Source organism: Microbacterium sp. ABRD28 (assembly GCF_003850245.1).
Taxonomy (GTDB): Bacteria; Actinomycetota; Actinomycetes; order Actinomycetales; family Microbacteriaceae; genus Microbacterium.
On sequence record NZ_CP031015.1, the window covers coordinates 765,907 to 791,008 of the forward strand.

Sequence of the window (25,102 nt, forward strand, 5' to 3'; positions counted from 1 at the left end):
TCGAGGACGCGTCACCTGGATTATGCGTCATCACAAGCGCTGGTGTCGCAGAAATCTGTCGACGTCGCAGCGGAGCGCCGGACTTCTGCGACATCCGTGCGGTTCTGCGACCGAACGTCCGCCGTGGCCCGTCAGGGAGAATGAAGAAACCCCCGTGCGTAGAAGCCACACGAGGGTCCCAGTGGCTCCGACGGGCGTCGATCCCGTGACCTCACGATTTTCAGTCGTGCGCTCTACCAACTGAGCTACAGAGCCGCGCGGCATCCGTATCGCGAACGACGCGATGCCACGTCCTAAACGAAGGGCCCTCTCGAAAGAAGGCCCGCCGCTTGGAGCGACCCTGACGGGACTTGAACCCGCGACCTCCGCCGTGACAGGGCGGCACGCTAACCAACTGCGCTACAGGGCCATGCTTATTCAATTGTGCCTTACGGAGTGACCCCAACGGGATTCGAACCCGTGCTACCGCCGTGAAAGGGCGGCGTCCTAGGCCGCTAAACGATGGGGCCGGATGAACGAACCCGGAGGCTCACTCGCCGACGCCCAAGCATACGCAATCCCCGGCGCTTGCGCCAATCGAGCTCTCCGATGCGGTGTCGCCCCGCGCGTCGCGCGTGTGAGAGGGGGGTTCACGACGACACTGGGCCGGACGGTCGCACCGGAATCGACGAGCACGATTCCGGTGATCACCGTTGCGATTGTGACTGATGTTGCTAGTGTGATGCACGTCTACTTCTGCCTGTGTGCGAAGGAGAGGGCCTGTGGACTCCGACGCGATGCATGACGACTGCGGCTGCGCGCCCACGGCGCGTGAGAAGGCGATGCTCTGGCCCGACCTCAGCCGCCGCGGCCTTCTCGGTCTTGGCATCGTCGGTCTCGCCGCGGCGAGCGCGTTGGCGGGTCCGACCCTCGCTCCCGCCTTCGCCGTCGACTACCCGTCATGGGACGACGTCGAGCGCGCCAAGCAGAACGAGGGCGCGAAGGCCGCCGAGATCACCCGCATCGAGGGGCTCATCGCCGGTCTCGCTGCGGATGTCGCCGCCAAGCAGGCAGAAGCGGTCCGGGCGGGCGACGAGTACTACGAGGCGCAGCAGGCCTTCTTCGAGGCCGCGTACCGCGCCGATGAGCTGCAGCGGCAGGCGGACGAGCAGGCCGAAAAGGCCACGGATGCCGCCAACAAGGCCGGACGCGTGGCTGCCGAGCTCTACCGGAACGGCGGCGACGACACCTCGCTCGAGCTGTTCTTCGCCGGTTCCGCCGCCACGGCCGATGATCTGCTCGCCAAGCTCGGCACGATGGACAAGCTCGTCGAGCGCAACCGCGGGGTCTACGCCGAAGCGATCACTGCCCGCGATTCGGCGCAGAGCCTGAGCGACCAGGCCGCCGTGCAGCGCGCCGAGCGCGACCGCCTGCAGAAGGAGGCGGAGCAGAAGATGGTCGCCGCGCAGGAGGCGGCCGCCGCGGCTGAGGCGGCCCTCGCAGCGCAGCAGACGCACCGCGTCGAGCTCGAGGCCCAGCTCGCGGCCCTTCGTGACACGACCGCCAAGACGATCGCCGACTACCAGGCCGGCGTCGAGGCCCGTCGCAAGGCCGAAGAAGAGCGCAAGCGCCGCGAGGAGGAAGAAGCCCGCGCCCGCGCGGCCGAGGCCGCCCGCCTCGCTGAGGAGGAGCGCAAGCGTCGCGAAGCCCAGCAGAATAGCGGCGGTGGCGGTGGTGGCGGCGGTGGCGGCGGCGGTGGCGGCGGCGGGAACGGCGGCGGCGTCGTCGGAACCGGCTGGGCTCGTCCGTCGTCGGGATGGCGGTCCTCGGGCTACGGCTCGCGCGCATCCCAGTGCGGATCGCAAGGATGCTCGAGCTCCTTCCACTACGGCGTCGACCTGGCCGCCGGGTGCGGAGCGGGCATTTTCGCCGCGTCCGCCGGACGCGTCACGTACTCCGGCTGGAACGGCGGCTACGGCAACTTCATCCGCATCGACCACGGCGGCGGCATCGCCACCGGATACGCCCATCTGAGTTCGATCTACGTCGGCTACGGCCAGTGGGTCAACGCCGGCCAGCTCATCGGCGCCGAGGGCAACACCGGCCGATCATTCGGCTGCCACCTCCACTTCGAGTGCTATGTCAACGGTGCCACGGTGAACCCCATCTATTTCATGGCAGATCGCGGTATCGGCGTCTGAATCAAGAAGAGCGGATGCCGTGGCATCCGCTCTTCTCGTCATCCCGCGGGCGATCAGTCCAGCGTGTTCGGCGACTCGCCCTCACCCTGGGTGCGGGTCTCGCCCTCGTGCTCTTCGAAGCGCACGAAGGCCTCACTCACCAGGCGCTCGGCCTCGGCGGCATTCGCCCACTGGTCGACCTTGACCCACTTGTTCGGCTCGAGGTCCTTGTAGTGCTCGAAGAAGTGCCCGATCTCGTTCTTGGTGTACTCGGGAATGTCGTCGACGTCCTGGATGTGCGCCCAACGCGGGTCCTTCGCCAGCACCGCGACGACCTTGTCGTCGCCGCCCGCCTCATCGACCATCTTCAGCACGCCGACCGGGCGGACCTTCGCGAGGATGCCGGGCATGAGGTCCTGGTCGAGCAGCACCAGCACGTCGAGCGGGTCGCCGTCTTCGCCGAGGGTGTTCTCGAAGAACCCGTAGTTGGTCGGGTACCCCATCGGGGTGAAGAGGATGCGGTCGAGGAAGACCCGTCCGGTGCCGTGGTCGACCTCGTACTTGATCTTGCTGTTGCGCGGGATCTCGATGACGGCGTCGTATGCGCCCATGCCTGTGCTCCTTCAGAACGGTGGGTGGCCGGCGACCAGCCTAGCCGGGGCACCCTCTGCGCTCAGGATCGTCGCAGCTGCACGATCGAGACCACGGCGATCGCGAGGCCGGCGATGATCATGACCCAACCGAGCACCGGTCCGCCGTTGGTGAGGAGTGCGGCGACGCCGACGATGGCGAAGAGCAGCGAGACGACGAGGCCGATGATCATGTACAGCCGGTAACGGGTTCGACCCATCTCGGATTCGGATTCCATGGCCACAACGTAGAGCCCCGCGTGCGCGCTGTCGACGGTCGCCACGCCGTCGATGGGTAGCGTGGAGGCGTGACGCTGCGACCCTCGCTCGACCCGGCGGTGGCCGCGGTGCGGCTCGCCGTACGCAAAAGCCTCGAGGTGGTGACCGACGGTCATTCTGTGATCATCGGTCTCTCCGGCGGCGCCGACTCGCTCGCCCTCACCGCTGCGACGGTCTTCGAGGCCGCACGGCGCGGGATCAGGGTGGTCGCGATCACGGTCGACCACGGTCTCCAGCACGGGTCGGAGGATGCCGCGGACGCGGCCCGACGCGCCGCAGAGGCCTCGGGTGCCACGGCCCGCGTGGTGCGGGTGGAGGTGGCGGCCACCGGCGGGCCGGAGGCCGCGGCGCGCGATGCGCGCTACGCGGCGCTCCGGGCGGCCGCTCGCGAGGAGGCCGCCGCGGCGATCCTCATCGGCCACACCCTCGACGACCAGGCCGAGACGGTGCTGCTCGGGCTCGCCCGCGGCTCGGGCGCGGCGAGCCTGCAGGGCATGGCCGCGGCATCCGATCTCGAGGGCGTGCCGCTGCTGCGGCCCCTCCTGGCTCTGCGGCGCGAGACCACCCGGGCGGCGTGCGCGGCGCTCCGGTTGGTGCCGTGGGACGACCCGCACAACGCCGATCCGCGCTTCGCGCGCGTGCGGGTGCGGGAGCGGGTGCTGCCGGTGCTCGAGGCCGAGCTCGGCCCGGGTATCGCCGAGGCGCTCGCGCGCACCGCCGAACAGCTGCGCGAGGACGCGGAGGCCTTCGACGAGATGATCGACGAGACGATCGAAGACATCGTCGAGCACGCCGAGGCCGGCATCGCGGTGTCGGTCGCGGCCCTCGCCGCCAACCCACCGGCGCTCCGGCACCGCATCATCCGCCACGTCGTGGCCGCCGAGTTCGGTGCGAGCCTCACCCGCGTGCAGACGCTCGAGGTCGCGCGCCTGGTCACCGACTGGTCGGGGCAGGGACCCATCGACCTCCCCGCGTGCCGCGCCGCGCGCGTCGGTGGTCGCGTGGTCTTCACCGCACGCTGACCGAGCAGTCCTCCCGCCGCTCGGGCGTTCACACGCGGCGACGTAAGCTGGAGGGCATGCGCGCGGCTGACATCGAAGGCGACATCACCCGGGTTCTCGTCACCGAGGAGGAGATCCGCACCAAGCTCGATGAGATCGCGGCGCAGGTCGCCGCGGATTACGCGGGCAAGGACGTGGTCCTCGTCGGGGTGCTCAAGGGCGCGATCATGGTGATGGCGGACTTCTCCCGCGCTCTGCCGGTGTCGTACCCGATGGACTGGATGGCGGTGTCGTCCTATGGCGCCGGAACCCGCTCGAGCGGTGTGGTGCAGATCCGGAAGGACCTCGACACCGACCTGCACGACAAGCACGTGCTGATCGTCGAGGACATCATCGATTCCGGCCTCACGCTCCGCTGGCTGCTGGACAACTTCGCCTCCCGCGGGGTCGCCTCCGTCGAGGTCTTCGCGCTCTTCCGTAAACCGGATGCCGCGAAGGTGCACGTGGACTGCAAGTACGTCGGATTCGACATCCCGAACGACTTCGTCATCGGGTACGGGCTCGACTTCGCTGAGAAGTATCGCAACCTGCGCGACGTCGCGGTGCTCGCGCCGCACGTCTACGCCTGACGCGCTACCCGATCCCGCATCGATTCCGCCCACGACGAACGCACAGGCCGGGCATAGAGAGCCCGCGATACCCTGAATCCACCGTTGCCGCGGCTCCCGTCACGCCCACGGCTCGTCGAGGAAGGGATCGGGCCCCGCCCGCACCATGAACCTGAAGAAGATCACCCGGAATCCCCTGTTCTACATCGTGCTGATCGGGATCTTCCTGATCGTGGGCTTCTCGCTGATCTCGAGCCTGGGCGGTGCGAAGCAGATCTCCACGCAGGAGGGTCTGGAACTCCTCGACGGCGGCACGGTGACCGAGGTCCTCAACACCGACGGCGACCAGCGCGTCGACCTCACCCTCGCCGAGCCCTACGAGGGTGCGACCGAGGTGCAGTTCTACTACGTCCAGGCCCGCGCCGAAGAGGTCGTGAACGCCATCAACGCCGCCGACCCCGAGGACGGCTTCGACGACTCGGTGCCGCAGCCGTCGTGGTTCGACGGATTCCTGTCGCTGATGATCCCGCTGCTGCTGCTGGGTCTGCTGTTCTGGTTCCTGCTCTCCAGCGCCCAGGGTGGCGGCAACAAGGTCATGCAGTTCGGCAAGTCGCGCGCGAAGCTCGTGACCAAGGAGATGCCGCAGGTCACCTTCGTCGACGTCGCCGGTGCCGATGAGGCCATCGAGGAGATGCAGGAGATCAAGGACTTCCTCAAGGACCCCGCCAAGTTCCAGGCGGTCGGTGCGCGCATCCCGAAGGGCGTGCTGCTGTACGGCCCTCCCGGGACGGGCAAGACGCTGCTGGCCCGCGCCGTCGCGGGTGAGGCGGGCGTCCCCTTCTACTCGATCTCGGGCTCGGACTTCGTCGAGATGTTCGTCGGCGTCGGCGCCAGCCGCGTGCGCGACCTGTTCAACCAGGCCAAGGAGAACGCTCCCGCGATCATCTTCATCGACGAGATCGACGCCGTCGGCCGCCACCGTGGCGCCGGCATGGGCGGCGGTCACGACGAGCGCGAGCAGACCCTGAACCAGATGCTGGTGGAGATGGACGGCTTCGACCCGAAGGCGAACGTCATCGTCATCGCGGCGACGAACCGTCCCGACATCCTCGACCCGGCACTTCTGCGACCCGGCCGCTTCGACCGCCAGATCGGCGTCGACGCGCCCGACCTCAAGGGCCGCCAGAAGATCCTGCAGGTGCACGGTCGCGGCAAGCCCCTCGCCGACAGCGTCGACCTCGAGGTCGTCGCCCGCAAGACCCCGGGCTTCACCGGCGCCGACCTCGCGAACGTGCTGAACGAAGCGGCGCTGCTGACCGCCCGCTCCAACGCCCAGCTGATCGACAACCGCGCGCTCGACGAGGCGATCGACCGTGTCATCGCCGGGCCGCAGCGGCGCACCCGTGTCATGCGCGACAAGGAGAAGCTGATCACCGCGTATCACGAGGGCGGGCACGCTCTGGCTGCCGCGGCGATGAACCACACCGACCCGGTGACGAAGGTGACGATCCTGCCGCGCGGCAAGGCCCTCGGCTACACGATGGTGCTGCCCCTCGACGACAAGTACTCCGTCACCCGCAACGAGCTGCAGGACCAGCTCACCTACGCCATGGGCGGCCGCGTCGCCGAGGAGATCGTCTTCCACGACCCCACCACCGGCGCCTCGAACGACATCGAGAAGGCCACGAGCATCGCCCGCAAGATGGTGACCGAGTACGGGATGACCACGCAGGTCGGCCCGGTCAAGCTCGGCCAGTCCTCGGGTGAGGTGTTCATGGGCCGCGACATGGGTCACGGCCGCGACTTCAGCGAGCGCATCGCCGAGCGGGTCGACGCCGAGGTGCGCGCGCTCATCGAGCAGGCGCACAACGAGGCCTACGAGGTCATCAACGCCAATCGCGACGTCCTCGACAAGCTCGCCCTGGCGCTCCTCGAGAAGGAGACGCTGGACCACATCGAACTCGCCGAGATCTTCTCCGACATCAGCAAGCTCCCGCCACGTCCGCAGTGGCTTTCCAGCAGCGACCGGCCCGTGTCGACTCTTCCCCCAGTCGACGTGCCGAGACGCGCGGAGCCCGCGGGCGTGGCGGCTTCTGTCGAAGCGGACGAGCCTGCCGCCGAGAAGGCGCCGCGTCGCCGGCCGAGCGGACAGGCGCGCCCGGCGACCGCGTAGGCTCGGCCTGTGGCCGTTGACCGAGAGCGCGTCGCCGCGCTCGTGACCGAGCTTCTGTCCGCGATCGGGGAGGACCCCGATCGTCCGGGACTGAAGCTCACGCCGCAGCGCGTCGCCGACGCCTACACCGAGTTCTTCTCCGGCGTCGGGGCGGACCCCGCCGAGCCGCTCTCGCACACCATCTCGGTCAGTCGCGGTCCTGCGCCCGACACGCTGCCATCGGGCGCGGTGATGCTCCGCGACATCCACTTCCGCTCGGTCTGCGAGCACCACCTGCTGCTCTTCCGCGGCAAAGCCCACATCGCCTACCTGCCGGGGGAGCAGGTGGTGGGTCTGGGTGCCCTGCCGAAGGTCGTCGACGTGCTCGCCTCGCGCCCGCAGGTGCAGGAACGACTGGGCGAGCAGATCGCCGACACCATCTGGGACGCGCTCGACACCCGCGGCGTGCTCGTCGTGCTCGAGGCGACCCACGGGTGCGTCACCTTCCGGGGAGAGCGTCAGCGGGATGCCTCCACGGTGACGATCGCCGCGCGCGGCGAATTCACCGACCCGATCTCGCGGACCGAGCTGATGCTGCTCATGGGGGCACCGCGCGAATGACCGTCGTCATGGGCATCGTCAACGTCACGCCCGACTCCTTCAGCGACGGCGGCCGCTACTTCGCGCAGGACGCCGCGATCGCGCGCGGCCGCGTCCTGCGTGCTGCCGGCGCCGACATCCTCGACATCGGCGGGGAGTCGACCCGTCCCGGCGCCGACCGGGTCGAGCCGCGTGTCGAGCAGGAGCGCGTGCTTCCCGTCATCCGGGCGCTGGCCGCCGAGGGCGCGACGGTGAGCATCGACACCATGAACGCCTCCACCGCCATCGCCGCCGTCGAGGCCGGGGCCGCGATCGTCAACGACGTCTCGGGCGGCCTCGCCGACCCGGAGATGCTCGCCGCCGTCGCCGGGTCGGGCGCCGAGGTCGTGATCGGTCACTGGCGGGGGCCCTCGAGCGACATGTACGCGCGGGCCGAGTACCGCGACGTCGTCCGCGAGGTCGTCACCGAGCTCGCGGCGCGTCTGGAGGCCGCGGCGGTCGCCGGCATCGCGCCGTCGCGCGTCATCCTCGATCCGGGCATCGGGTTCGGCAAACGCGGCGACCAGAACTGGGCGGTGCTGCGCGGGCTCTCCCGCATCCTCGGCATCGGCCCCCGGGTGCTCATCGGCACGAGCCGCAAGCGGTTCCTCGCCGAAACGCTCGTCTCCGGCGGCGCCGACCTGTCGTCGACCGCGACGCAGGGCGAGGCATCCGAAGATCGGCGCGACCTGGCCACGGCCGTCACGAGTGCGCTCGCCGCGCGTGAGGGGGTGTGGGGCGTGCGCGTGCACGACGTGCGCGCCACCCGCGACGCGCTGCTCATCGCCGAGGCGTGGGAGGGAGACCGCCGGTGGACGGCGACACGATCACGCTGACGGGCCTGCGGGTCTTCGGGTACCACGGCGTCTACGACGACGAGCGGCGCGACGGCCAGGACTTCGTCATCGACCTGACTCTGACGCTCGACACCCGCCCGGCGGCGACCAGCGACGACGTCTCCGACACCGTGCACTACGGCGAGCTCGCCGAAGAGGTCGCCGCCATCGTCGCGGGCGACCCGGTGAACCTGCTCGAGACGCTCGCCGACCGCATCGCCCGCGCCGTGCTCGAGCGCCCGCTCGTCTCGGTCGCGCGTGTCACCGTTCACAAGCCGCAGGCCCCGATCCCGCTGACCTTCACCGATGTGTCGGTGACGATCACGCGCGCGCGGACCGAAACAGGAGGGCACCCCCATGAGTCGTCGACTGGCTGAGGGTCTGAAGACGGATGCGACGCCCCGGCGTCACGACGAGGCGGTCGCCGTCGTCGCGCTCGGATCGAACCTGGGTGATCGCGCCGCCATTCTCGACGCGGCGCTGACCGACCTCGCCCGGCTGCCGCTCGTCACCCATGTGAAGACCGCCACGCCCATCGAGTCGGTGGCCCTGACACCGGAGGGACCGGACGCCGACGCCCCCGCCTACCTCAACTCGGTGGCACTGCTCACCACGCGCCTCGCACCGACCGTGCTGCTCGGCTACCTGCACGCCATCGAAGCGCGGCACGGTCGGGAGCGGGGGGTCCGCTGGGCCGACCGCACGCTCGACCTCGACCTCATCGCCTACGGCGAGGTGACCAGCGACGGTCCGGTGCTGATCCTCCCGCATCCGCGGGCGGCGGAGCGGGACTTCGTCCTCGAGCCCTGGCTGCAGGTCGACCCCGACGCGGTGCTTCCCGGGGCCGGCCGCGTCGCCGACATCCTCGCCCGCCTGCGGGAACCCTCGTGAGGCGCACGCGGCCGCTCGTCCTCGTCATCGTCGCCGTCCTCGGCGTCGCCGTCGGATTCGCGATCGACCAGGCACTCACCTCGGCGGGGCGGGCGACCTTCACCCCGGCGGTGTCCCTGCCGATCCTCCTGGTGCTGCTGGCTGCCGTGGTCGTGGCCCTCGCGGTGCCGATCCGCCGCGCCACGCGCGGAACCGCCGCACCGGTCGATCCCTTCCGCGCGCTTCGTATCGCGGTGCTGGCGAAGGCGTCGAGCCTGGTCGGGGCGATCGTGACGGGAATCGCGGGGGGCTTGGCTCTGTTCCTGCTCACCCGCCCCGTTCCGCCCTCGCTAGGCTCGTTGGGGGCCGTCATCGCGACGGCCCTGTGCGCGGTGCTGCTGGTGGTCGCGGGCCTGGTCGCAGAGCAGTTCTGCACGATCCGGAAGGATGACGATGACGAACAGCCCGGAGGCTCCGACCCCGGACTCCAACCCGGCGGACACTGAGCCGGCCGCCGTGGCCTTCGACGGAGCGCCGACCGCGCCGGCACCGCCGGCGACCGTGCCGCTCGGCGCCGACGAGGTCCGGCAGGACGACTTCGACCCCGGGGTGTTCGCCACCGGCACCTTCGATCGTGTCGTCGAGCCGCGTTCGGAGAACCGTCTCCCCCTCGGTGACGGCACCTGGTACCAGCTGGCGAAGGCCTACGTGCAGGTACAGCTGATCACGACCGGCTTCTTCTTCGCCCTGGTGCTCGTCGGCGGTCTCGTCGCGGTGTTCGCGTTCGACCTCCGCTGGCTGATGATCCCGGCCGGGATTCTGCTCGTGATCCTCGCCGCGGTTCTCATCGTCACTCCCCGCCAGGCGCGGTCGTACGGTTATCAGCTCCGTCGCGATGACCTCGTCTTCCGCCGGGGCATCCTGTGGCAGCGCATCGTGGCCGTCCCCTACGGCCGGATGCAGCTGGTGGACATCACCCACGGCCCCCTCGATCGCGGCTTCGGCATCGCTCAGCTGAAGATCGTCACCGCGGCCGCCGTGTCGGGGGTCACGCTGCCGGGTCTCACGCAGGAGGCCGCCGAGCAGCTGCGCGACACCCTCATCGACGTCGCCGAGACCCGCCGGACGGGACTGTGACCAGCGCTCCCGCGCCGACCCGGTCGCCGCTCAGCGACGGCGACTGGCACCGCCTGCATCCGCTCACGCCGCTTCTGCGGGGCGGGCTGACGCTCGTCATCATCGCGGGCATCCTCATCGCGAATTTCCGCGACCGCCTCATCCAGGGGGTCGTGCCGATCTTCGTCCCCGAGGTCGACCCGGGCGATTTCGAGACCGGTGATCCGCTGGACTTCATCTTCGAGCGCGGGCTCATCCTCGCCGCCCTCGGCGCGGTGATCGTGGTCGTCATCGTGCTCGTCGGCGTCTTCTACCTGTCGTGGCGGTTCCACACCTTCCGCATCACCGGGGACGATGTCGAGGTGCGCAGCGGTGTGATGTTCCGCACGCAGCGGCGCGCGCCGCTGGATCGGGTGCAGGGGGTCAACCTGACAAGGCCCATGATCGCCCGGCTCATGGGCATGGCCAAGCTCGAGGTCGTCGGCGCGGGCACCGACGGCAACGTCAAGCTCGAGTACCTCTCCACCGCCAATGCCGAGGCGGTGCGGGCCGACATCCTCCGCCTCGCCTCGGGGCGCCGTCTGGCAGAGGCCCGCCAGGCGGCCGCGACGGCGGGTGGCGGTCGGGTGTCGGCAGCCGCGTCGACCGTCGCCGCCGGGCTGACCGAGATGATCGACGGGGCGGAGGATCCCGCCGACGAGCCCGAGTCGGTGGTGAAGATCCCCGTGGGGCGCCTCATCGCGTCGCACCTCCTCGACGGTTCGCTCCTGTTCCTCATCGTCCTCGTCGCGGCGATCGTGGTGGCCTCGATCCTCGGGACGCCGTGGCTGCTGCTGACCGCCATCCCGGCGCTGCTCGGTTTCGGGGCGTACTGGGTGCGCACCATCACGAGGTCGCTGCGGTACTCGATCGCCCCCACCTCGAGCGGTGTGCGCATCACCTTCGGCCTGTTCACCACCGTCACCGAGACGCTGCCGCCCGGCCGCATCCACGCCCTCGAGATCAGCCAGCCGATCCTGTGGCGGCCGGCCGGATGGTGGGCGATCACGGTCAATCGGCTGTCCGGACGAGGTCTGGAAGCCGCGGGGACCGATCAGTTCGCCACCGTCCTCCCCGTGGGCAACCGCACCGACGTCGAGCGCGTCCTGCAGCTGCTGCTGCCGCACCTGCCGCGCGAGGAATGGCCGCTGGTGTTCCAGCACGGGGTGCTCGGGCCAGAGGAGGGCGACCCCTACGTGACCACGCCGCGCCGCGCCGGGTGGCTTCGGCCCACCAGTTGGCGGCGCAACGGCGCCTTCCTCACGCCCGACGTGCTGTTCGTGCGCCGCGGGTTCGTCTGGCGCAAGCTCGCGCTCTTCCCGCTGGCGCGCATGCAGAGCCTCGCCATCGCGCAGGGACCCGTCGACCGTGCGGTCGGTGTCGCCAATCTGCAGGTGCACACCGTCATCGGCCGCGTGAGCGGGTCGCTCGGCATCATCGATCGGGATGACGCGGTGTCGCTGTTCGAGCGCACCGAAGCCGCGGCGATCGCGGCGGCGGCGTCCGACCGCAGCCACCGGTGGGCGGGGGACGAACCGTTCGATGAGGTCACGGCGACCTCCGGAGTCGCCGCCGCGCCGCCGGAGGGACGCGGACCGGTCGAAGCGACCGACTCGCGCCGCACCGAAGAGGTGTCGCCGTGAGACGTGACGGACGACTCGGCGTGGGCATCATCGGGGCGGGCCGGGTCGGCCCGGTGGTGGGCGCCGCCCTCCGCGGCGCCGGTCACGCCATCGTCGGCATCACCGCCGGCTCCGACCGCGACCGCGTCGACGCGGTACTGCCCGATGTGCCCGTGCTCGACCCGGTCGAGATCATCGCGGGGAGCGACCTGGTCGTGGTCGCCGTTCCGCGCGCGGAGCTTCCGGGCCTCGTCGCGGGCCTCGCCGCACTGGACGCCTGGCGGCCGGGCCAGCTGGTGATGCACACCGACGCCTCCTACGGCATCGAGGTGCTCCAGCCCGCCACGGTGCGCGGCGCCATCCCGTTGGCGATCCATCCCGCGATCGCCTTCACCGGGTCATCCATCGATCTGCGGCAGTTGACCCACGCCTACGCGGCGGTCACAGCGCCGGCGCCCGTGCTCCCGATCGCCCAGGCGCTGGCGGTGGAGCTCGGCTGCGAACCGGTCGAGGTGGCCGAAGATCAGCGGTCGACGTACGCCGAGGCGATCTCGACCGCGACGGAGTTCTCGCGCTCGATCATCGCCCAGGCGGCGGGTCTGCTCTCCCGCGCCGGGGTCGACGATCCCGGGCGCTACCTGTCGAGCCTCGTGCACACCACGATCGACCACGCCCTGACGCGCGCCGACGCCCCGGTGATCGATCCGCCCGCGGTCTGACCCCACCCCCCGCAACGCGAGGGTGCACCCCCCACGCGCGAGGGTGCACCCCCTACGCGTGGGGGTGCACTCGCCACGCGTGGAGGTGCATTCGCCACGCGTGGGGGTGCACTCGCCACGCGCGTCAGCCGCGGAGCGCGGACAGCTCGGCGAACTCCTCGTCGGTCAGCTCGATGACGGCGCCCTGCATGTTGTCCTCGAGGTGGGCGACGCGGGACGTGCCGGGGATCGGGAGCATGACGGGCGAGCGCTTCAGAAGCCACGCGAGCGCGATCTGCGCGGGCGTCGCGCCCTTCTGCGCAGCGATGTCGGTGAGCGGCGAGTCGGCGCCGGTGAGACCGCCGGTCGCGAGCGGGAACCACGGGATGAACCCGATGCCCTGCTCCTCCGACCAGTCGAGAAGGTCTTCCGCGTCGCGGGTCTGCAGGTTGTAGAGGTTCTGGACGGTGACGATCTCGGCGATCTTCTGCGCCTCCTTCACCTCGTCGATGGTGACCTCCGACAGGCCGATGTGGCGGATCTTGCCCTCGTCCTGCAGCGCCTTCAGCTCGCCGACCTGGTCTTCGAGCGGCACCTTCGGGTCGATGCGGTGCAGCTGGAAGAGGTCGATGCGCTCGAGGCCGAGGCGGCGGAGGCTCATCTCGGCGCCCTGGCGCAAAAACTCCGGCCGTCCGAGCGGCGGCCAGACGTTCGGGGCGGTGCGGGTCAGGCCCGACTTGGTCGCGATGACGACATCGTCGGCGTAGGGGTGAAGCGCCTCCTTCAGGAGCTCCTCGGCGACGTAGGGGCCATACGACTCGGCGGTGTCGAAGAAGTTCACGCCGAGCTCGACCGACCGGCGCAGAACGCGGATGGCCTCGTCGTGGTCCTTCGGCGGGCCCCAGACGCCGGGTCCGGTCAGCTGCATGGTCCCGTAGCCGAGGCGGTTGACCTCGAGGTCGCCGCCGATGCGGAAGGTGCCGGATGACTGCGCGGGCTGCGTGATGTTCGTCATGAAGGAGTGCAGCGCACCGTGGCGCCCGAGCATTCCCGGGCGCCACGGAGATGCTCAGTCCTCGTCCCAGGGGAGCTTCACCAGCGGCAGCACATACACCCGTCCCGCGATCGCGGTCGGGTGCGTGGTCATCAGCCCCGCGACGTCGTCGATCGACTCCGCGGTGATGACGTCGTACCCGGCGAACCACTCGGTGAACTCGGGGAAGGGGCCGTCGGTGATGAGGGCACGGCCGTCGCGGACGACCACCGACTTCGCCTGATCGGCCGGCGCTGTCGGGGCGCCGCTCTGCAGCATCCCCTTCTTCTCGCCTTCGGCGAGCCAGCCTTCGAGCATGCGCTGGTCTTCCTCGCGGGTGATATCGGTGCCGGTGGGGTCGGTCATGTGGATGACCAGGTACCTGTTGCTCATCTGCTCCTCTTTCGTGTGGTGATGCGGGGCCTGAACGACCCTCTCGGACAAGCGACGATCAGGGGGCGCTGAATACGACACCCGGTGGATGATTCATCCGGGCGATGTCGCATCGACGCCGTCGCGGCGCGCGGTCAGGAGCTCCGCCATCGCGGCGGTCGGCGCGAGGGAGATCGCGCGTTCGTACGCGTCGAGGGCTTCGACGGGTGCGCCGCTCGACGCCAGCAGGTGGGCCCGGACGGCGTGGAAGGCGTAGTGCCCGGCGAGGTCGTCTTCGCGCCGCTCGAGGACGATCAGGCCCGCCTCGGGGGAGTCGGCCTCGGCGACGGCGATGGCGTGATTGACGCCCACCATGGGGCTCGGGTCGACGCGCACGAGCATCTCGTAGAGCGCGACGATCTGCGACCAGTCGGTGCTCCCGGCATCGGGGGCGTGCGCGTGGACGAGATGGATGGCGGCGAGCAGCTCGAAACGGCCGAGACGGATGCCGGTGGCGCGGGCTCGTCGCATCCGCTCGCCGAGGAGCGCGTCGGCCTCCGCGATCAGGTCGCGGTCCCACGCTCCGCGGTCTTGCTCGGCGAGGGTCACGAGTGCGCCGTCGGCGCTGATCCGGGCGGGGGTGCGGGCGATCGAGGCGAGGAGGAGGGCGAGGAGCCCGGTGACGTCGCCGTCGCCCGGGAGCAGTGCGTGCAGTTGGCGCGCGAGCCGGAGCGCTTCGGCGAGGAGGTCGAGGCTCAGCCGGTCGGGGGCGTCGCTGGTCGCGGCGTAGCCCTGCGTGTACATCAGCGAAAGCACCGCGACCACGGCGGCGGCGCGATCGGGAAGGTCGCTCGCCTCGGGAACCCGGAACGGGACGCGTGCCGCGCCGATCTTCGCCTTCCCCCGCGTGATCCGCTGCGCGATCGTCGTCGGCGGCACGAGGAACAGGCGCGCGATCTGTTCGACGGTGAGACCGACGATCACACGGAGGGTCAGGGCCACCCGGGTCTCGAGGCCGAGGAGCGGATGACAGCACGCGAAGAGCAGCCGCAGGCGATCGTCCGCGACCGCGCCCACCGGTTCAGCGGGGGAGTCGTCGGCGAGCAGCACGGCCTCTCGATGCTTGTCGTCACGCCGGGCCTCGCGCCGGAGGCGGTCGATGGCCCTCCGATGTGCGGTCGTCGTGATCCAGGCGCCCGGGTTCGGGGGCACACCGTCGGCGGCCCACCGCTCCACGGCGACGGCGAATGCTTCGGCGGCGACCTCCTCTGCGAGATCGAGGTCGCCGAAGCGGCGGGCGAGCCCGGCGACGATCCGCCCCCATTCCGCGCGGTGGACCTCGGCGAGCGCGACGTCGGCGTCCGTCGACTCCGATGCGTCGCCGTCATCCGGATGCTCCGCCTCCAGGCGCTCGCTCATGTCGTCCTCCTTCGCGGAGACCCTTTCAGATGTTCGGCGAGGGCGGAATCGTCGATTCGACAGGAGGGCGCTGCCGGACTGCCTCGCGGCACGCGCGCGACCTTCAACCCGTGGCCGCGCGACGGGCGTACGCCCGCACTTTCATCCTGTTGCCGCAGGTGGCCATCGAGCACCACTTCGCGGTGCCGGGTCGGCTGTGATCGACGAGGAACAGGTTGCACTCCTCGTTCGCACAGGGGCGGAGGCGGCCGGGGAGGTCTGTCATCACCCGCGACCACGCGAGGACCGTCTCGACCGCGAGACGATCGTCGTCGGAGACGCGCAGATCCCACCTCACGCCGTTGCTGGTCACGCGTGGCGTCTGGGTGACGGCGTCGAGCGCACGTGCCAGCTCACCGTCGGTGGCATTCTCTTCGCCGCGGATGACGGCGTGCAGAGCCGACCGCACGCGACGGAGTCGCGCGAGCTCCGTCGACGAGCCCGATCCGCCCCAGCTGCGCGCCAGCGCGCCTCCCCCTCGGTTCTCGTCGAGCGCATCGGTGGCCACGCCGTCGATGACGGGCGCGCTGTTCAGGACGGCGAGCAGCAGTTCTTCGTTGCGGAGCACCATCCCTCACCTCCTCGCGTCGTGGATGCGCCTCGATCATGTTAGCGTGGGGCTAACCGGTAAAACAAGATAGAAAGGTTAGTTATGGTCGCTGTCCACCACCGCACCGTGTCGGTCGACGGGTTCGATGTCTTCTACCGTGAAGCCGGCGCTCCCGACGCCCCCGCGCTCGTCCTCCTGCACGGGTACCCGACGAGCTCGCACATGTTCCGCCATCTCATTCCCGCACTGGCGGAGCGCTACCACGTCGTCGCCCCGGACCACATCGGGTTCGGTCGCTCATCGGCGCCGTCGGTCGACGAGTTCGATTACACCTTCGCCGCCCTCGCTGAGGTGACCGGTCGATTCCTGTCGACCATCGGCGTGGAGCGTTACGCGATCTACGTCCAGGACTACGGAGCTCCGATCGGGTGGCGCCTGGCTCTTGCCGACCCTGCTGCCGTGACCGGGGTCATCTCGCAGAACGGCAATGCCTATGAAGACGGTTTCGTCCCGAGCTTCTGGGATCCCATCTGGGCCGACGCTGCCGAGAAGACCACCCTGACGCGGGATGCGCTTCGGTCCGCGCTCGGTCGAGAGGCTGTGGAGTGGCAATACACCCACGGCGTCCCCGACCCCACCACCGTCGACCCGGACGCCTGGGAGCACGACCTCGCACTCCTCGCCCGGGAGGGCCAGGACGCCGTGCAGCTCGCTCTCTTCCGCGACTACGCCTCGAATCGCGACCTCTATCCTGCGGTGCACGATTGGCTGCGGCGTTCTGGCGTGCCCGTCCTGGCGGTGTGGGGGCGTAACGACGAGATCTTCCACGCGGACGGAGCCCGCGCGTTCGCCCGTGACGCACACGAGGCTCGCGTCGAACTCGTCGACGGCGGCCACTTCCTGCTCGAATCCCACCTCGACGAGGTCGTCGCCACGATCACCTCCTGGCTGGACGCCGAGGGATCGGGCGCTGTGACCGCACGCCCGGTGCCCATCAATCCGTGACGTCCCCTTCGACCGGTTCCGGATGACGCCCGCGACGTGCCCCGTGTCACGGGGCCGGCGTCACCGGGGCCGGCGTCACGGGGCCGGCGTGACCGGGCCGGCGTCACGGGGCCGGCGTCAGCGGCCGCGGGCGACCGCCCCCTGCGCACCGCCGATACGATCGTCGGATGATCCGCACCCCCGAGGCGCTGCGCAGTCGCCTGGCCGAGGCCCGCCGTGACGCCCCGGGCGCGACAGTCGCGCTGGTGTCCACCATCGGCTCCCTCCACGACGGCCACATCGACCTCATCGACACCGCCCGTGAGCGAGCGGAGATCGTGGTCGTGTCGACGTTCGTCAACCCGATGCGTTTCGGCACGACGGCCGACTTCGAGGCGTATCCGCGCACTCCCGACGCGGACCGTCTGCTGCTGGAGTCGCTCGGCGTCGACGTGGTCTTCGCCCCCGAGACCGCCGACCTGCTGCCGCGCGGCACGGCGACGACGAAGATCAGCGCGGGCGACCTGGGGCTGCGGTACGAGGGCCGGTTCCGGCCGTACTACTTCGACGGCCTTCTCACCGTCGAGGCCGCGCTCTTCCATCTGATCGAGCCCGATGTCGCCGTCTACGGGCTCCGTGACCGGCAGCGGATCTTCCTGGTAGAGCGGATGATCCGCGACCTCTTCTTCGACGTCGACGTCGCGACCGTCGAGACCGTTCGCGGCGACGACGGTCTCCCCGTCTCGACCCGTGCGTCACTGCTGGACGATCGCGATCGCCAGGCGGCCGGCAAGCTGACGGTGGCCCTCGACGCCGCGGCCTCGAACGCCGACCGCGGGGTCGACGCCTGTATCGCCGCAGCGCAGTCGGCGCTCATGGGGGAGCCGCGGATCAACCTGGAGTACCTCACGGTGGTGGACCCCGCCACCTTCCTCCCCGTCGACGAGAACCATCGCGGGCGGGCGCTCGCGCTGATCGCCGCAACCGTCGCCGGACACCGCTTCATCGACAACACCGAGATCTCGCTGCAGTGATCGCCGCGCCCCGGTGATGATGCGCCGGGGTCGGTCGACCGAGCCGACGGGCGCCCCGGCGCCCGTCGATAGACTTGACTGCGACCCCCGAGGAGCCTGTTCATGACCGATTCGCCCGCGCCCGGTGCCGCTCACGACGCCGACGCTTCCGAGCCCAGCGACGAAGAGGTCTTCGAGCAGAAGGCGGTGCGTCTGGCCAAGCGGGAGCGGCTCATCGCAGAGCGGACGGATGCCGCCGGCGGCGCCTATCCGGTAGCGGTGCCGGTGACCGACACCATCCCCGCGCTCCGCGCCCGATTCGGTGACCTCGAGGCGGGCGCCGAAACCGGTGTGACGGCCGGGGTCGCGGGGCGGGTCGTCTTCAGCCGCAACACCGGCAAGCTGTGCTTCGCCACTCTGCAGTCGGGCGACGGCAGTCGCATCCAGGCCATGATCTCCCTCGCCGCCGTGGGTGAGGAGTCGCTGCAGCGGTGGAAGGAACTGGTCGACCTCGGCGACCACGTCTTCGTCTCGGGTGAGGTGATCTCCAGCCGCCGCGGCGAGCTGTCGATCATGGCCGCGTCGTGGGAGATCGCCGCGAAGGCTGTGCTCCCCCTTCCCAACGTCTACGGCGAGTTGAGCGAGGAAGGCCGGGTGAGGAGCCGCTTCCTCGACCTCATCGTCCGCGATCAGGCGCGCGCGACCGTGCGCGCACGGGCCGCGGTGAACGCGAGCCTTCGGCAGACCTTCACCGCTCACGACTTCATCGAGGTCGAGACGCCGATGCTGCAGGTGCAGCACGGTGGCGCATCGGCGCGCCCCTTCGTCACGCACTCCAACGCGTTCGACACCGAGCTGTACCTGCGCATCGCACCGGAGCTGTTCCTCAAGCGTGCGGTGGTCGGTGGGCTCGACAGGGTCTTCGAGATCAACCGGAACTTCCGCAACGAAGGTGCCGACTCCACCCACAGCCCCGAGTTCGCGATGCTGGAGGCCTATCAGGCCTATACCGACTACCACGGCATCGCCGACCTCACCCAGGAGCTCATCCAGAACGCCGCCGTCGCGGTCGCCGGGTCGACGACCGTCACCTGGGCCGACGGCACGGTCTACGACCTGGGCGGGCAGTGGGAGCGGCTGTCGATGTACGACTCCCTCTCGGATGCAGCGAGCAGGTCGATCACGCCCGAGACCTCGCTGGAGGACCTGCTGACCTTCGCCGCCGAGGTCGGGGTCGAGGCTCCCCCTCACGCCACCCACGGCAAACTCGTCGAAGAGCTGTGGGAGCACTTCGTCAAGCCGGGCCTCACGCGCCCCACCTTCGTCATGGACTTCCCGGTCGACACCAGCCCGCTCGTACGCGAGCACCGGTCGATCCCGGGCCTGGTCGAGAAGTGGGACCTGTACGTCCGCGGGTTCGAGCTCGCCACCGGGTACTCCGAGCTCGTCGATCCGGTCATCCAGCGCGAGCGGTTCGTCGAGCAGGCGAAGCTCGCCGCGCGCGGCGATGTCGAGGCGATGCGCATCGATGAGGAGTTCCTCCGCGCCCTCGAGCACGGCATGCCCCCCACGGGCGGCATGGGCATGGGGATCGACCGGCTCCTCATGGCGATCACCGGGCTCGGCATCCGCGAGACGATCCTCTTCCCCCTGGTGAAGTAGCCGGTCACGTCGCCGCCCCCATCGCATCCTCCGGGCGCCAGACTCCGGTGCGGGCGAACGCCCACTCCGGAAGGTGCCCGCGGCGGACCATCGCCTGAACGATTCCGGTGAGACCATGGGCCGGGTCGATCTCGGCGGCCTGTCCGATGAACCACTCGGCGTGGGTCGATCGGCCGAGTGCCCACGAGAGCCAGGCGCAGACCGCGAGCGGGCCGGGTCGCGCGGCTCGCGGCGCAGCAGCCGCCACCCGGCGGGTCACCTCGAGCGCGCCGCGGAGGCGCTCGGCCGAAGGCTGCGGGCCTTCGCCCCACATGCGCTTGGCGATTTCGGCGGGGTACGGCTCTCCCGCCTCCCACCGCAGCTGTGCAGCCATCGCCTCATCGCCCCGGTCGATGTCGTCGCACCACTGCACCAGCGCCACATCCCGGGTCGCCGGCCGCTCCAGGCACCACAGCAGCAGAGCCGCATCGAACGGGTCGAGCATCTCGGGATTCCACTGCAGCGCCTCCTCGAACAAGGCCGGCAGGTCGTCGAGCAGGCACACCGCTTCAAGCCCCCGCGGGTCGACGCGCACGGTGGGCCCGGCCGCGTTCGACCCGAAGCCCTCGATCGCGACGCGGATCGCCTGCAGGGCGTGCCCGACCCTCTCTTTCTCGGCCAGGTCGACGACGGGAAGGGCGGCTCCCGTCCACTGGTCGCCGGCCGCGAGCGGGAGGCCCGCGGGGGCGGTCGGCGACCCGTCGCCATCGAGGATCTCGGACAGGGGCCGGCCGCCGGACGGGGCGTCGGCGTCGAGATACGACGCCCAGCCGTCGGGGGCTCGGCAGAGCATGTCGACCACGCGCAGACCGCTCGCGTCGGCCCGCTCGCGGATGCCCTCCGCCAGCGCGGACGCGGGAGCGCGGCCGCCGTCGAAACACTCGTCGGTGAACACCACCACCGCGAGTGCATCGGCGGCCTCGATCCGGCACACGAGGCCCACGCCCGTGGCCGCCGCGGCATCGGTGTCGGCGATCGCCGGGAGGTCGATGCGCATCGCGCCGAGCGTGCGCGTGCCCTCGAAAGGGATGAGCACGACGCTGTCGGACGGGACGTAGCCGAGCATGCGCGGGACGAAGGACAGGAACTCGGCCGGGGTAGTGGCCTTCACGATCGTGGTCATGCCCCGACCTTGGTCGTCGGCGTGCAGCCGTGGGAGGTCGCCGGCGCACTCTGTGGTCAACCGGCGATCTGCGCCGGTTGTGCAGGAGAGAATGCGTCCCCGCATCCGTCTTCTCCCGGGCCGCTCCCGGGGTCGCCCCGCGTATCCTGGTAGGCATGGACGGCTTCTGGATCGCAGCGGCGTGGACGCTTCTCCCCACCGTGGTGGTCAGCGCCCTCTTCTTCTGGATCCTCCGCAGCATCCTGCATGCCGACCGCAATGAGCGGCGCGCCTACACGCGCATCGAGGCGCAGGAGCGCGCCAAGCGCGGACTTCCCCCCGCATCGCCGGCGCCAGACGCGCCCCCGGCCCCCGCCGGGCGCTGATCGCCCGGCCCGCTACGCTGACAGTGGGCGTGCGGGGCGAACGGGGGAGTCGTGATCGAGATCACACTGGACGCGTCGTGGTGGCTCATCCTGGTGTTCGTCTTCGACATCGTCGTGCGCATCCTGGCCGTCATCTACGTGCCGCGCAATCGCCGTCCCACCGCCGCCATGGCGTGGCTTCTCGCCATCTACTTCATCCCCCTCATCGGGGTGTTCCTCTTCCTGCTGATCGGCAACCCGCGACTGCCGCGCAAGCGCCGTCGCCAGCAGGACGCCATCAACCAGTACATCCGCGACACCAGCGCCGGCCTCGACTTCGGCACTCTGCGCCCGCACGCCCCGCAGTGGTTCCAGTCGCTCGTGACGATGAACCGCGCGCTCGGAGCCATGCCCCTCGCCGGCGACAACGACGCCCACCTGATCTCCGACTATCAGGAGAGTCTCGACGAGATGGCCGAGGCCATCCGCTCGGCGGAGCGGTACGTGCACGTGGAGTTCTACATCCTCCAGACCGACGCCTCGACGGAGAAGTTCTTCGCCGCGCTCGAAGAGGTCGCCGCGCGCGGCGTGGTCGTCCGGGTGCTGCTCGATCACTGGGCCAACCGCGGGAAGCCGTTCTACAAGCAGACGCTCCGCCGCCTCGACGGCATGGGCGCGCACTGGCGCCTGATGTTGCCGGTGCAGCCGCTCAAGGGCAAGTACCAGCGCCCCGACCTGCGCAACCACCGCAAGCTCCTCGTGATCGACGGCAAGGTCGGCTACATGGGCTCGCAGAACGTCACCGACTCCACCTACAACCTGCGCAAGAACATCAAGCGCGGGCTGCACTGGGTCGACCTCATGGTGCGGCTGCACGGCCCCGTCGTGGCATCCATCAATGCCGTCTTCCTCAGCGACTGGTACAGCGAGACCGACGAGATCCTCACCGACGAGATCGACCTGTTCAAGGTCGAATCCAGCCGCGGTGACCTCGACTGCCAGATCGTGCCCTCGGGGCCCGGGTTCGACTCCGAGAACAACCTGCGCCTGTTCGCGGCGCTGCTGTACTACGCCCAGCGCCGCATCATCATCGTCAGCCCCTACTTCGTGCCCGACGAGGCGCTGCTGCTGGCGATCACGACTGCCTGCCAGCGCGGCCTCGAGGTGGAGCTGTTCGTCTCGGAGGAGGGCGACCAGGCGATGGTCTACCACGCGCAGCGCAGCTACTACGAGGCGCTGCTGCGCGCCGGCGTGAAGATCTGGATGTATCGCAAGCCGTACATCCTCCATTCCAAGTCGATGACGATCGACGACGAGATCGCCGTCATCGGATCGAGCAACATGGACATGCGCTCGTTCGGTCTGAACATGGAGATCTCGATGCTCGTGCGCGGCGAGGAGTTCGTGCGCGAGATGCGCGAGGTCGAGGACAAGTACCGGTCGCTCTCCCGCGAACTCACCCTCGAGGAGTGGCAGAAGCAGCCGCTGCGCTCGACCGTGCTCGACAACATCGCCCGCCTCACGTCGGCGCTGCAGTAGCGTGCGCCAGAAGACGGATGACGCGGGTCGCCGTTCGCGGCATGATGTGGACATGACACGCCCTCGCCTCCTTCTCAGTCTCGCTCTTCTCGCGGCGGGGGCGGCGGTGCTCGCCGGGTGCGCGACCCCCTCGGGAAGCAGCGGCACGGCGTCTGCGTCTCCGACGTCGTCTTCCTCGCCGTCGGCGTCGCCGGAGCCGTCGTCGGGCGGTGTGGTGGTGACGGATGACGTCGAAGCGGCGTGGCTCGACGGCGGCCGCGGCGTGGGACTGGTCACGTACGGGTCGTCGTCGTGCCTCCCGGTGGTCGGCGAGCCGACCTACGCCGACGGCGTGCTCACGGTCGACATCAGCGACCCCGAGGGCGAGGCCTGCACCCGCGACCTCGTGCCGCGCGGGTCGTACGTGGGAGTGCCTGAGGGCGTCGACCCGACCCGCGAGCTCGAGATCGTCGTCACGGGCACGTACGCCGACGACACCGACCTCGACGGGCTCGAGGGCGAGATCGTCGTGCCCGAGGAGTTCGCGCCCAGCGCGGGGTGGGCCGACGACGACATGATGTTGATCCTCAGCTGGGGCTCGTCGACGTGCGCCCCGGTGCTGGAGTCCGCCGAGGCGGCGGGAGCCGAGGTGCAGGTGCGCTTCGCCGAGCCGGTCGCCGACCAGGTGTGCACCGCCGACATGGCGCCGCGGGTGACGGTGGCCGCCGTCACCGGAAGCGTCGACGACGACGCACCCGTGACGGCCGTGCTGTCGGGCGGCGAGTTCGCCGACATCCAGGTTCCGGTCCTCGGTCGCGCCTAGCGCGCCCGCGCTCCCGCGCTCGCGCCCGCGCGCCCCCGCGCCCCCGCCCCCCGCGCCCCCGCGCCGCTTGGTCCCCCGTCATGTTCCGCCCTCCTCGAGGCCGCCAAGGGGCAGAAGGTGACGGGGGAACCGGGGGAGCGGGGAAGTGGGGGAGCTCGGCGCCTCTTTGCTCCCCCGTCACGTTTCGCCTCTCGCGCGGGGGGTAAGAGGCAGAAGGTGACGGGGGAACCGGGGGAGCGAGGAAGCGGGGGAGCTCGGCGCCTCTTTGCTCCCCCGTCACGTTTCGCCCCTCGCGCGGGGGGTAAGGGGCAGAAGGTGACGGGGGAACCGGGGGAGCGGGGAAGCGGGGGAGCTCGGCGCCTCTTTGCTCCCCCGTCACGTTTCGCCCCTCGTGCGGGGGGTAAGGGGCAGAAGGTGACGGGGGAAGCGGGGAAGCGGGGGAGGGGGGGAGGGGGGAGGGGGGAGGGGGGAGTTCTTCTCCTGCACAGCGACGGGTCAGCGGCGCGTTGTCCACGATCGCGGTCCGGGGAATCAGAGACGCGCACGTCACGACGACGATGACGGGATGCCGCGTGAACTTCCGTCGACTCTGGACACCTCCTTCTGCGTGCGCGACGCCCTCCGGGCGGGTGTCACGCCGAAACGCCTTCGCGGCCGCGACCTGGTTACGCCCTTCTGGGGTGTGCGAAGCCTCGCGCGCGCAGAAGAACCCGGCCTCCCCGAGGAAGAGATCGTGAATGGCGCACTGCGCTATCGGCCGATCATGGCTGAGAACCAGTTCTTCAGCCACGTCACGGCCGCAGTGCTCTGGGGTTTTCCGCTTCCCGCCCACGTCCTGTGGCCCGCCGCCCGGCAGGGACTCGACGTCGCCGTGTTCACTCCCGCCCGCCAGCCCCGACGGCGCGGGATCCGCGGCCACGAGGTCCATCCCTCGTCGGCGCACGTCGTCGAGCACCCGCGCCACGGAGTGGCGCTCACCTCGCCCGCGAGCACCTGGGCAGCCCTCGGGGCGACGCTGCGCGACCCCTACGACCTCGTCGCGGCCGGCGACGCGGCGGTGCGGGAGCGCTTGTTCCGAGACGACCCGCCGCCGCTCGCCACCCTCGCGCAGCTCTCCGCCGCAGCGTCGGCGCATCGACGGGTCGGCGGGCCGGCGCTTCGCGCGGCGCTGCCGCGCATCCGCTCTCGATCGGCCTCGCCGCGTGAGACATGGTGCCGCCTGCTCCTCGTCGACGCCGGTCTGCCCGAACCCGAGCTGAACCACGAGGTTCGCGACGCCGCCGGACAGGTGATCACCTGCGTCGATCTCGCCTACCCCGACGCGCGGGTCGCCGTGGAGTACGAGGGCGAGCACCACCGGACGGACCCCCAGCAGTGGGCCCGCGACCTGGCCCGGCACGAGGCGCTCGCCGTCGCAGGCTGGTTCGTCGTCCGCGTCTCGGCCGCGCACCTCGCGGCGGGCGGCGCACTCCTCGCCGCCCGCGTGCGGGCGGCACTCGGGCGCTGACCCCGAGCCGCTCCCGCGACGCTATGCC

26 protein-coding genes and 3 tRNA genes are annotated in these 25,102 nt (G+C 70.4%); 19 read left to right on the plus strand and 10 right to left on the minus strand.

Annotated features, from left to right (window positions below; all coding sequences use genetic code 11):
- Positions 1-182 precede the first annotated feature (182 nt).
- From DT073_RS03850 to DT073_RS03860, 3 genes are all read right to left on the minus strand, one after another.
- Positions 183-255, minus strand: a tRNA-Phe gene (locus tag DT073_RS03850).
- A gap of 80 nt (positions 256-335) precedes the next feature.
- Positions 336-409: transfer RNA gene (locus tag DT073_RS03855), tRNA-Asp, on the minus strand.
- A 27-nt stretch (positions 410-436) separates the two neighbouring features.
- Positions 437-509 (minus strand) — tRNA-Glu (locus DT073_RS03860).
- Between the two features lie 267 nt (positions 510-776).
- Between DT073_RS03860 and DT073_RS03865 the strand changes: the two genes are divergently transcribed.
- Positions 777-2,180, plus strand: a complete 1,404-nt coding sequence (locus tag DT073_RS03865) for a M23 family metallopeptidase (RefSeq protein WP_124294337.1) — start codon at positions 777-779, stop codon at positions 2,178-2,180.
- A 53-nt stretch (positions 2,181-2,233) separates the two neighbouring features.
- Here the strand turns inward: DT073_RS03865 and ppa are convergent, their stop codons facing one another.
- Both ppa and DT073_RS03875 read right to left on the minus strand, forming a co-directional pair.
- The gene (gene ppa, locus DT073_RS03870) at positions 2,234-2,770 is read right to left on the minus strand and encodes an inorganic diphosphatase (protein ID WP_124292192.1); all 537 of its coding nucleotides are present in this window, start codon (positions 2,768-2,770) and stop codon (positions 2,234-2,236) included.
- A gap of 62 nt (positions 2,771-2,832) precedes the next feature.
- Positions 2,833-3,027: a hypothetical protein gene (locus DT073_RS03875; protein ID WP_124292193.1), complete on the minus strand. Its 195-nt coding sequence runs from the start codon at positions 3,025-3,027 to the stop codon at positions 2,833-2,835.
- Between the two features lie 69 nt (positions 3,028-3,096).
- Between DT073_RS03875 and tilS the strand changes: the two genes are divergently transcribed.
- The 11 genes from tilS to DT073_RS03930 all read left to right on the plus strand — a co-directional run bounded on the left by tilS (position 3,097) and on the right by DT073_RS03930 (position 12,669).
- Positions 3,097-4,089: a tRNA lysidine(34) synthetase TilS gene (gene tilS / locus DT073_RS03880; protein ID WP_124292194.1), complete on the plus strand. Its 993-nt coding sequence runs from the start codon at positions 3,097-3,099 to the stop codon at positions 4,087-4,089.
- Positions 4,090-4,145: 56 nt separating this feature from the next.
- Positions 4,146-4,697, plus strand: coding sequence for a hypoxanthine phosphoribosyltransferase (gene hpt / locus DT073_RS03885; RefSeq protein WP_124292195.1), 552 nt, complete (start codon positions 4,146-4,148; stop codon positions 4,695-4,697).
- A gap of 145 nt (positions 4,698-4,842) precedes the next feature.
- On the plus strand, positions 4,843-6,849 hold the full coding sequence (gene ftsH, locus DT073_RS03890) for an ATP-dependent zinc metalloprotease FtsH (protein ID WP_124292196.1): 2,007 nt from the start codon (positions 4,843-4,845) through the stop codon (positions 6,847-6,849).
- 9 nt (positions 6,850-6,858) lie between these two features.
- Positions 6,859-7,449, plus strand: coding sequence for a GTP cyclohydrolase I (gene folE / locus DT073_RS03895; protein WP_124292197.1), 591 nt, complete (start codon positions 6,859-6,861; stop codon positions 7,447-7,449).
- The gene (gene folP / locus DT073_RS03900) at positions 7,446-8,303 is read left to right on the plus strand and encodes a dihydropteroate synthase (protein ID WP_124292198.1); all 858 of its coding nucleotides are present in this window, start codon (positions 7,446-7,448) and stop codon (positions 8,301-8,303) included. Before folE ends, folP begins: the two co-directional genes overlap by 4 nt.
- A complete protein-coding gene (folB, locus tag DT073_RS03905; protein WP_124292199.1) occupies positions 8,279-8,680 on the plus strand; it encodes a dihydroneopterin aldolase in 402 nt (133 codons plus the stop codon). Before folP ends, folB begins: the two co-directional genes overlap by 25 nt.
- On the plus strand, positions 8,661-9,194 hold the full coding sequence (folK, locus tag DT073_RS03910; RefSeq protein WP_124292200.1) for a 2-amino-4-hydroxy-6-hydroxymethyldihydropteridine diphosphokinase: 534 nt from the start codon (positions 8,661-8,663) through the stop codon (positions 9,192-9,194). The genes folB and folK overlap by 20 nt, the downstream gene beginning before the upstream one ends.
- Complete coding sequence (locus DT073_RS03915) at positions 9,191-9,679, plus strand: DUF3180 domain-containing protein (RefSeq protein ID WP_124292201.1); 489 nt, start codon at positions 9,191-9,193, stop codon at positions 9,677-9,679. The genes folK and DT073_RS03915 overlap by 4 nt, the downstream gene beginning before the upstream one ends.
- Positions 9,627-10,310: a PH domain-containing protein gene (locus DT073_RS03920; RefSeq protein ID WP_124292202.1), complete on the plus strand. Its 684-nt coding sequence runs from the start codon at positions 9,627-9,629 to the stop codon at positions 10,308-10,310. The genes DT073_RS03915 and DT073_RS03920 overlap by 53 nt, the downstream gene beginning before the upstream one ends.
- Positions 10,307-11,971, plus strand: coding sequence for a PH domain-containing protein (locus DT073_RS03925; protein WP_124292203.1), 1,665 nt, complete (start codon positions 10,307-10,309; stop codon positions 11,969-11,971). The genes DT073_RS03920 and DT073_RS03925 overlap by 4 nt, the downstream gene beginning before the upstream one ends.
- Positions 11,968-12,669, plus strand: coding sequence for a Rossmann-like and DUF2520 domain-containing protein (locus DT073_RS03930; protein WP_124292204.1), 702 nt, complete (start codon positions 11,968-11,970; stop codon positions 12,667-12,669). The genes DT073_RS03925 and DT073_RS03930 overlap by 4 nt, the downstream gene beginning before the upstream one ends.
- Before the next feature lie 124 nt (positions 12,670-12,793).
- Here DT073_RS03930 and DT073_RS03935 read toward each other — a convergent pair whose 3' ends face one another.
- The 4 genes from DT073_RS03935 to DT073_RS03950 all read right to left on the minus strand — a co-directional run bounded on the left by DT073_RS03935 (position 12,794) and on the right by DT073_RS03950 (position 16,082).
- Positions 12,794-13,663: an aldo/keto reductase gene (locus tag DT073_RS03935; protein ID WP_124292205.1), complete on the minus strand. Its 870-nt coding sequence runs from the start codon at positions 13,661-13,663 to the stop codon at positions 12,794-12,796.
- A gap of 54 nt (positions 13,664-13,717) precedes the next feature.
- Positions 13,718-14,074 (minus strand): YciI family protein, encoded by a 357-nt coding sequence (locus DT073_RS03940; RefSeq protein WP_124292206.1) that lies wholly within the window; start codon positions 14,072-14,074, stop codon positions 13,718-13,720.
- Between the two features lie 93 nt (positions 14,075-14,167).
- Positions 14,168-15,472 carry an RNA polymerase sigma factor gene (locus tag DT073_RS03945; protein ID WP_124292207.1) on the minus strand — a complete coding sequence of 435 codons (1,305 nt, stop codon included), beginning with the start codon at positions 15,470-15,472 and terminating at the stop codon, positions 14,168-14,170.
- A 103-nt stretch (positions 15,473-15,575) separates the two neighbouring features.
- A complete protein-coding gene (locus DT073_RS03950) occupies positions 15,576-16,082 on the minus strand; it encodes a CGNR zinc finger domain-containing protein (RefSeq protein ID WP_124292208.1) in 507 nt (168 codons plus the stop codon).
- An 81-nt stretch (positions 16,083-16,163) separates the two neighbouring features.
- Here DT073_RS03950 and DT073_RS03955 point away from each other — a divergent pair, with 81 nt between their 5' ends.
- From DT073_RS03955 to lysS, 3 genes are all read left to right on the plus strand, one after another.
- Positions 16,164-17,066 (plus strand): alpha/beta fold hydrolase, encoded by a 903-nt coding sequence (locus DT073_RS03955; RefSeq protein ID WP_124292209.1) that lies wholly within the window; start codon positions 16,164-16,166, stop codon positions 17,064-17,066.
- A 167-nt stretch (positions 17,067-17,233) separates the two neighbouring features.
- A complete protein-coding gene (gene panC, locus DT073_RS03960) occupies positions 17,234-18,079 on the plus strand; it encodes a pantoate--beta-alanine ligase (protein ID WP_124292210.1) in 846 nt (281 codons plus the stop codon).
- A 102-nt stretch (positions 18,080-18,181) separates the two neighbouring features.
- Positions 18,182-19,720: a lysine--tRNA ligase gene (lysS, locus tag DT073_RS03965; RefSeq protein WP_124292211.1), complete on the plus strand. Its 1,539-nt coding sequence runs from the start codon at positions 18,182-18,184 to the stop codon at positions 19,718-19,720.
- A gap of 4 nt (positions 19,721-19,724) precedes the next feature.
- Here the strand turns inward: lysS and DT073_RS03970 are convergent, their stop codons facing one another.
- On the minus strand, positions 19,725-20,882 hold the full coding sequence (locus DT073_RS03970; protein ID WP_124292212.1) for a DUF4192 family protein: 1,158 nt from the start codon (positions 20,880-20,882) through the stop codon (positions 19,725-19,727).
- Positions 20,883-21,037: 155 nt separating this feature from the next.
- Between DT073_RS03970 and DT073_RS03975 the strand changes: the two genes are divergently transcribed.
- The 4 genes from DT073_RS03975 (at position 21,038) to DT073_RS03990 (ending at position 25,074) form a co-directional block, all read left to right on the plus strand.
- The gene (locus DT073_RS03975; RefSeq protein ID WP_124292213.1) at positions 21,038-21,247 is read left to right on the plus strand and encodes a hypothetical protein; all 210 of its coding nucleotides are present in this window, start codon (positions 21,038-21,040) and stop codon (positions 21,245-21,247) included.
- Positions 21,248-21,298: 51 nt separating this feature from the next.
- Positions 21,299-22,765, plus strand: coding sequence for a cardiolipin synthase (cls, locus tag DT073_RS03980; protein ID WP_124292214.1), 1,467 nt, complete (start codon positions 21,299-21,301; stop codon positions 22,763-22,765).
- A gap of 52 nt (positions 22,766-22,817) precedes the next feature.
- Positions 22,818-23,567, plus strand: coding sequence for a hypothetical protein (locus DT073_RS03985; RefSeq protein WP_124292215.1), 750 nt, complete (start codon positions 22,818-22,820; stop codon positions 23,565-23,567).
- A gap of 565 nt (positions 23,568-24,132) precedes the next feature.
- Positions 24,133-25,074, plus strand: coding sequence for a putative endonuclease domain-containing protein (locus DT073_RS03990; protein WP_124292216.1), 942 nt, complete (start codon positions 24,133-24,135; stop codon positions 25,072-25,074).
- Positions 25,075-25,102 lie beyond the last annotated feature (28 nt).

What these genes read in the sequence shown, in the direction of transcription:
- DT073_RS03865 (WP_124294337.1), top strand. Translation starts at nt 777, where the DNA reads ATGCATGACGACTGCGGCTGCGCGCCCACGGCGCGTGAGAAGGCGATG.
- ppa (WP_124292192.1), bottom strand. Translation starts at nt 2,770, where the DNA reads ATGGGCGCATACGACGCCGTCATCGAGATCCCGCGCAACAGCAAGATC.
- DT073_RS03875 (WP_124292193.1), bottom strand. Translation starts at nt 3,027, where the DNA reads ATGGAATCCGAATCCGAGATGGGTCGAACCCGTTACCGGCTGTACATG.
- hpt (WP_124292195.1), top strand. Translation starts at nt 4,146, where the DNA reads ATGCGCGCGGCTGACATCGAAGGCGACATCACCCGGGTTCTCGTCACC.
- ftsH (WP_124292196.1), top strand. Translation starts at nt 4,843, where the DNA reads ATGAACCTGAAGAAGATCACCCGGAATCCCCTGTTCTACATCGTGCTG.
- folP (WP_124292198.1), top strand. Translation starts at nt 7,446, where the DNA reads ATGACCGTCGTCATGGGCATCGTCAACGTCACGCCCGACTCCTTCAGC.
- folK (WP_124292200.1), top strand. Translation starts at nt 8,661, where the DNA reads ATGAGTCGTCGACTGGCTGAGGGTCTGAAGACGGATGCGACGCCCCGG.
- DT073_RS03920 (WP_124292202.1), top strand. Translation starts at nt 9,627, where the DNA reads ATGACGAACAGCCCGGAGGCTCCGACCCCGGACTCCAACCCGGCGGAC.
- DT073_RS03935 (WP_124292205.1), bottom strand. Translation starts at nt 13,663, where the DNA reads ATGACGAACATCACGCAGCCCGCGCAGTCATCCGGCACCTTCCGCATC.
- DT073_RS03940 (WP_124292206.1), bottom strand. Translation starts at nt 14,074, where the DNA reads ATGAGCAACAGGTACCTGGTCATCCACATGACCGACCCCACCGGCACC.
- DT073_RS03945 (WP_124292207.1), bottom strand. Translation starts at nt 15,472, where the DNA reads ATGAGCGAGCGCCTGGAGGCGGAGCATCCGGATGACGGCGACGCATCG.
- DT073_RS03950 (WP_124292208.1), bottom strand. Translation starts at nt 16,082, where the DNA reads ATGGTGCTCCGCAACGAAGAACTGCTGCTCGCCGTCCTGAACAGCGCG.
- DT073_RS03955 (WP_124292209.1), top strand. Translation starts at nt 16,164, where the DNA reads ATGGTCGCTGTCCACCACCGCACCGTGTCGGTCGACGGGTTCGATGTC.
- panC (WP_124292210.1), top strand. Translation starts at nt 17,234, where the DNA reads ATGATCCGCACCCCCGAGGCGCTGCGCAGTCGCCTGGCCGAGGCCCGC.
- lysS (WP_124292211.1), top strand. Translation starts at nt 18,182, where the DNA reads ATGACCGATTCGCCCGCGCCCGGTGCCGCTCACGACGCCGACGCTTCC.
- DT073_RS03970 (WP_124292212.1), bottom strand. Translation starts at nt 20,882, where the DNA reads ATGACCACGATCGTGAAGGCCACTACCCCGGCCGAGTTCCTGTCCTTC.
- DT073_RS03975 (WP_124292213.1), top strand. Translation starts at nt 21,038, where the DNA reads ATGGACGGCTTCTGGATCGCAGCGGCGTGGACGCTTCTCCCCACCGTG.
- DT073_RS03985 (WP_124292215.1), top strand. Translation starts at nt 22,818, where the DNA reads ATGACACGCCCTCGCCTCCTTCTCAGTCTCGCTCTTCTCGCGGCGGGG.
- DT073_RS03990 (WP_124292216.1), top strand. Translation starts at nt 24,133, where the DNA reads ATGCCGCGTGAACTTCCGTCGACTCTGGACACCTCCTTCTGCGTGCGC.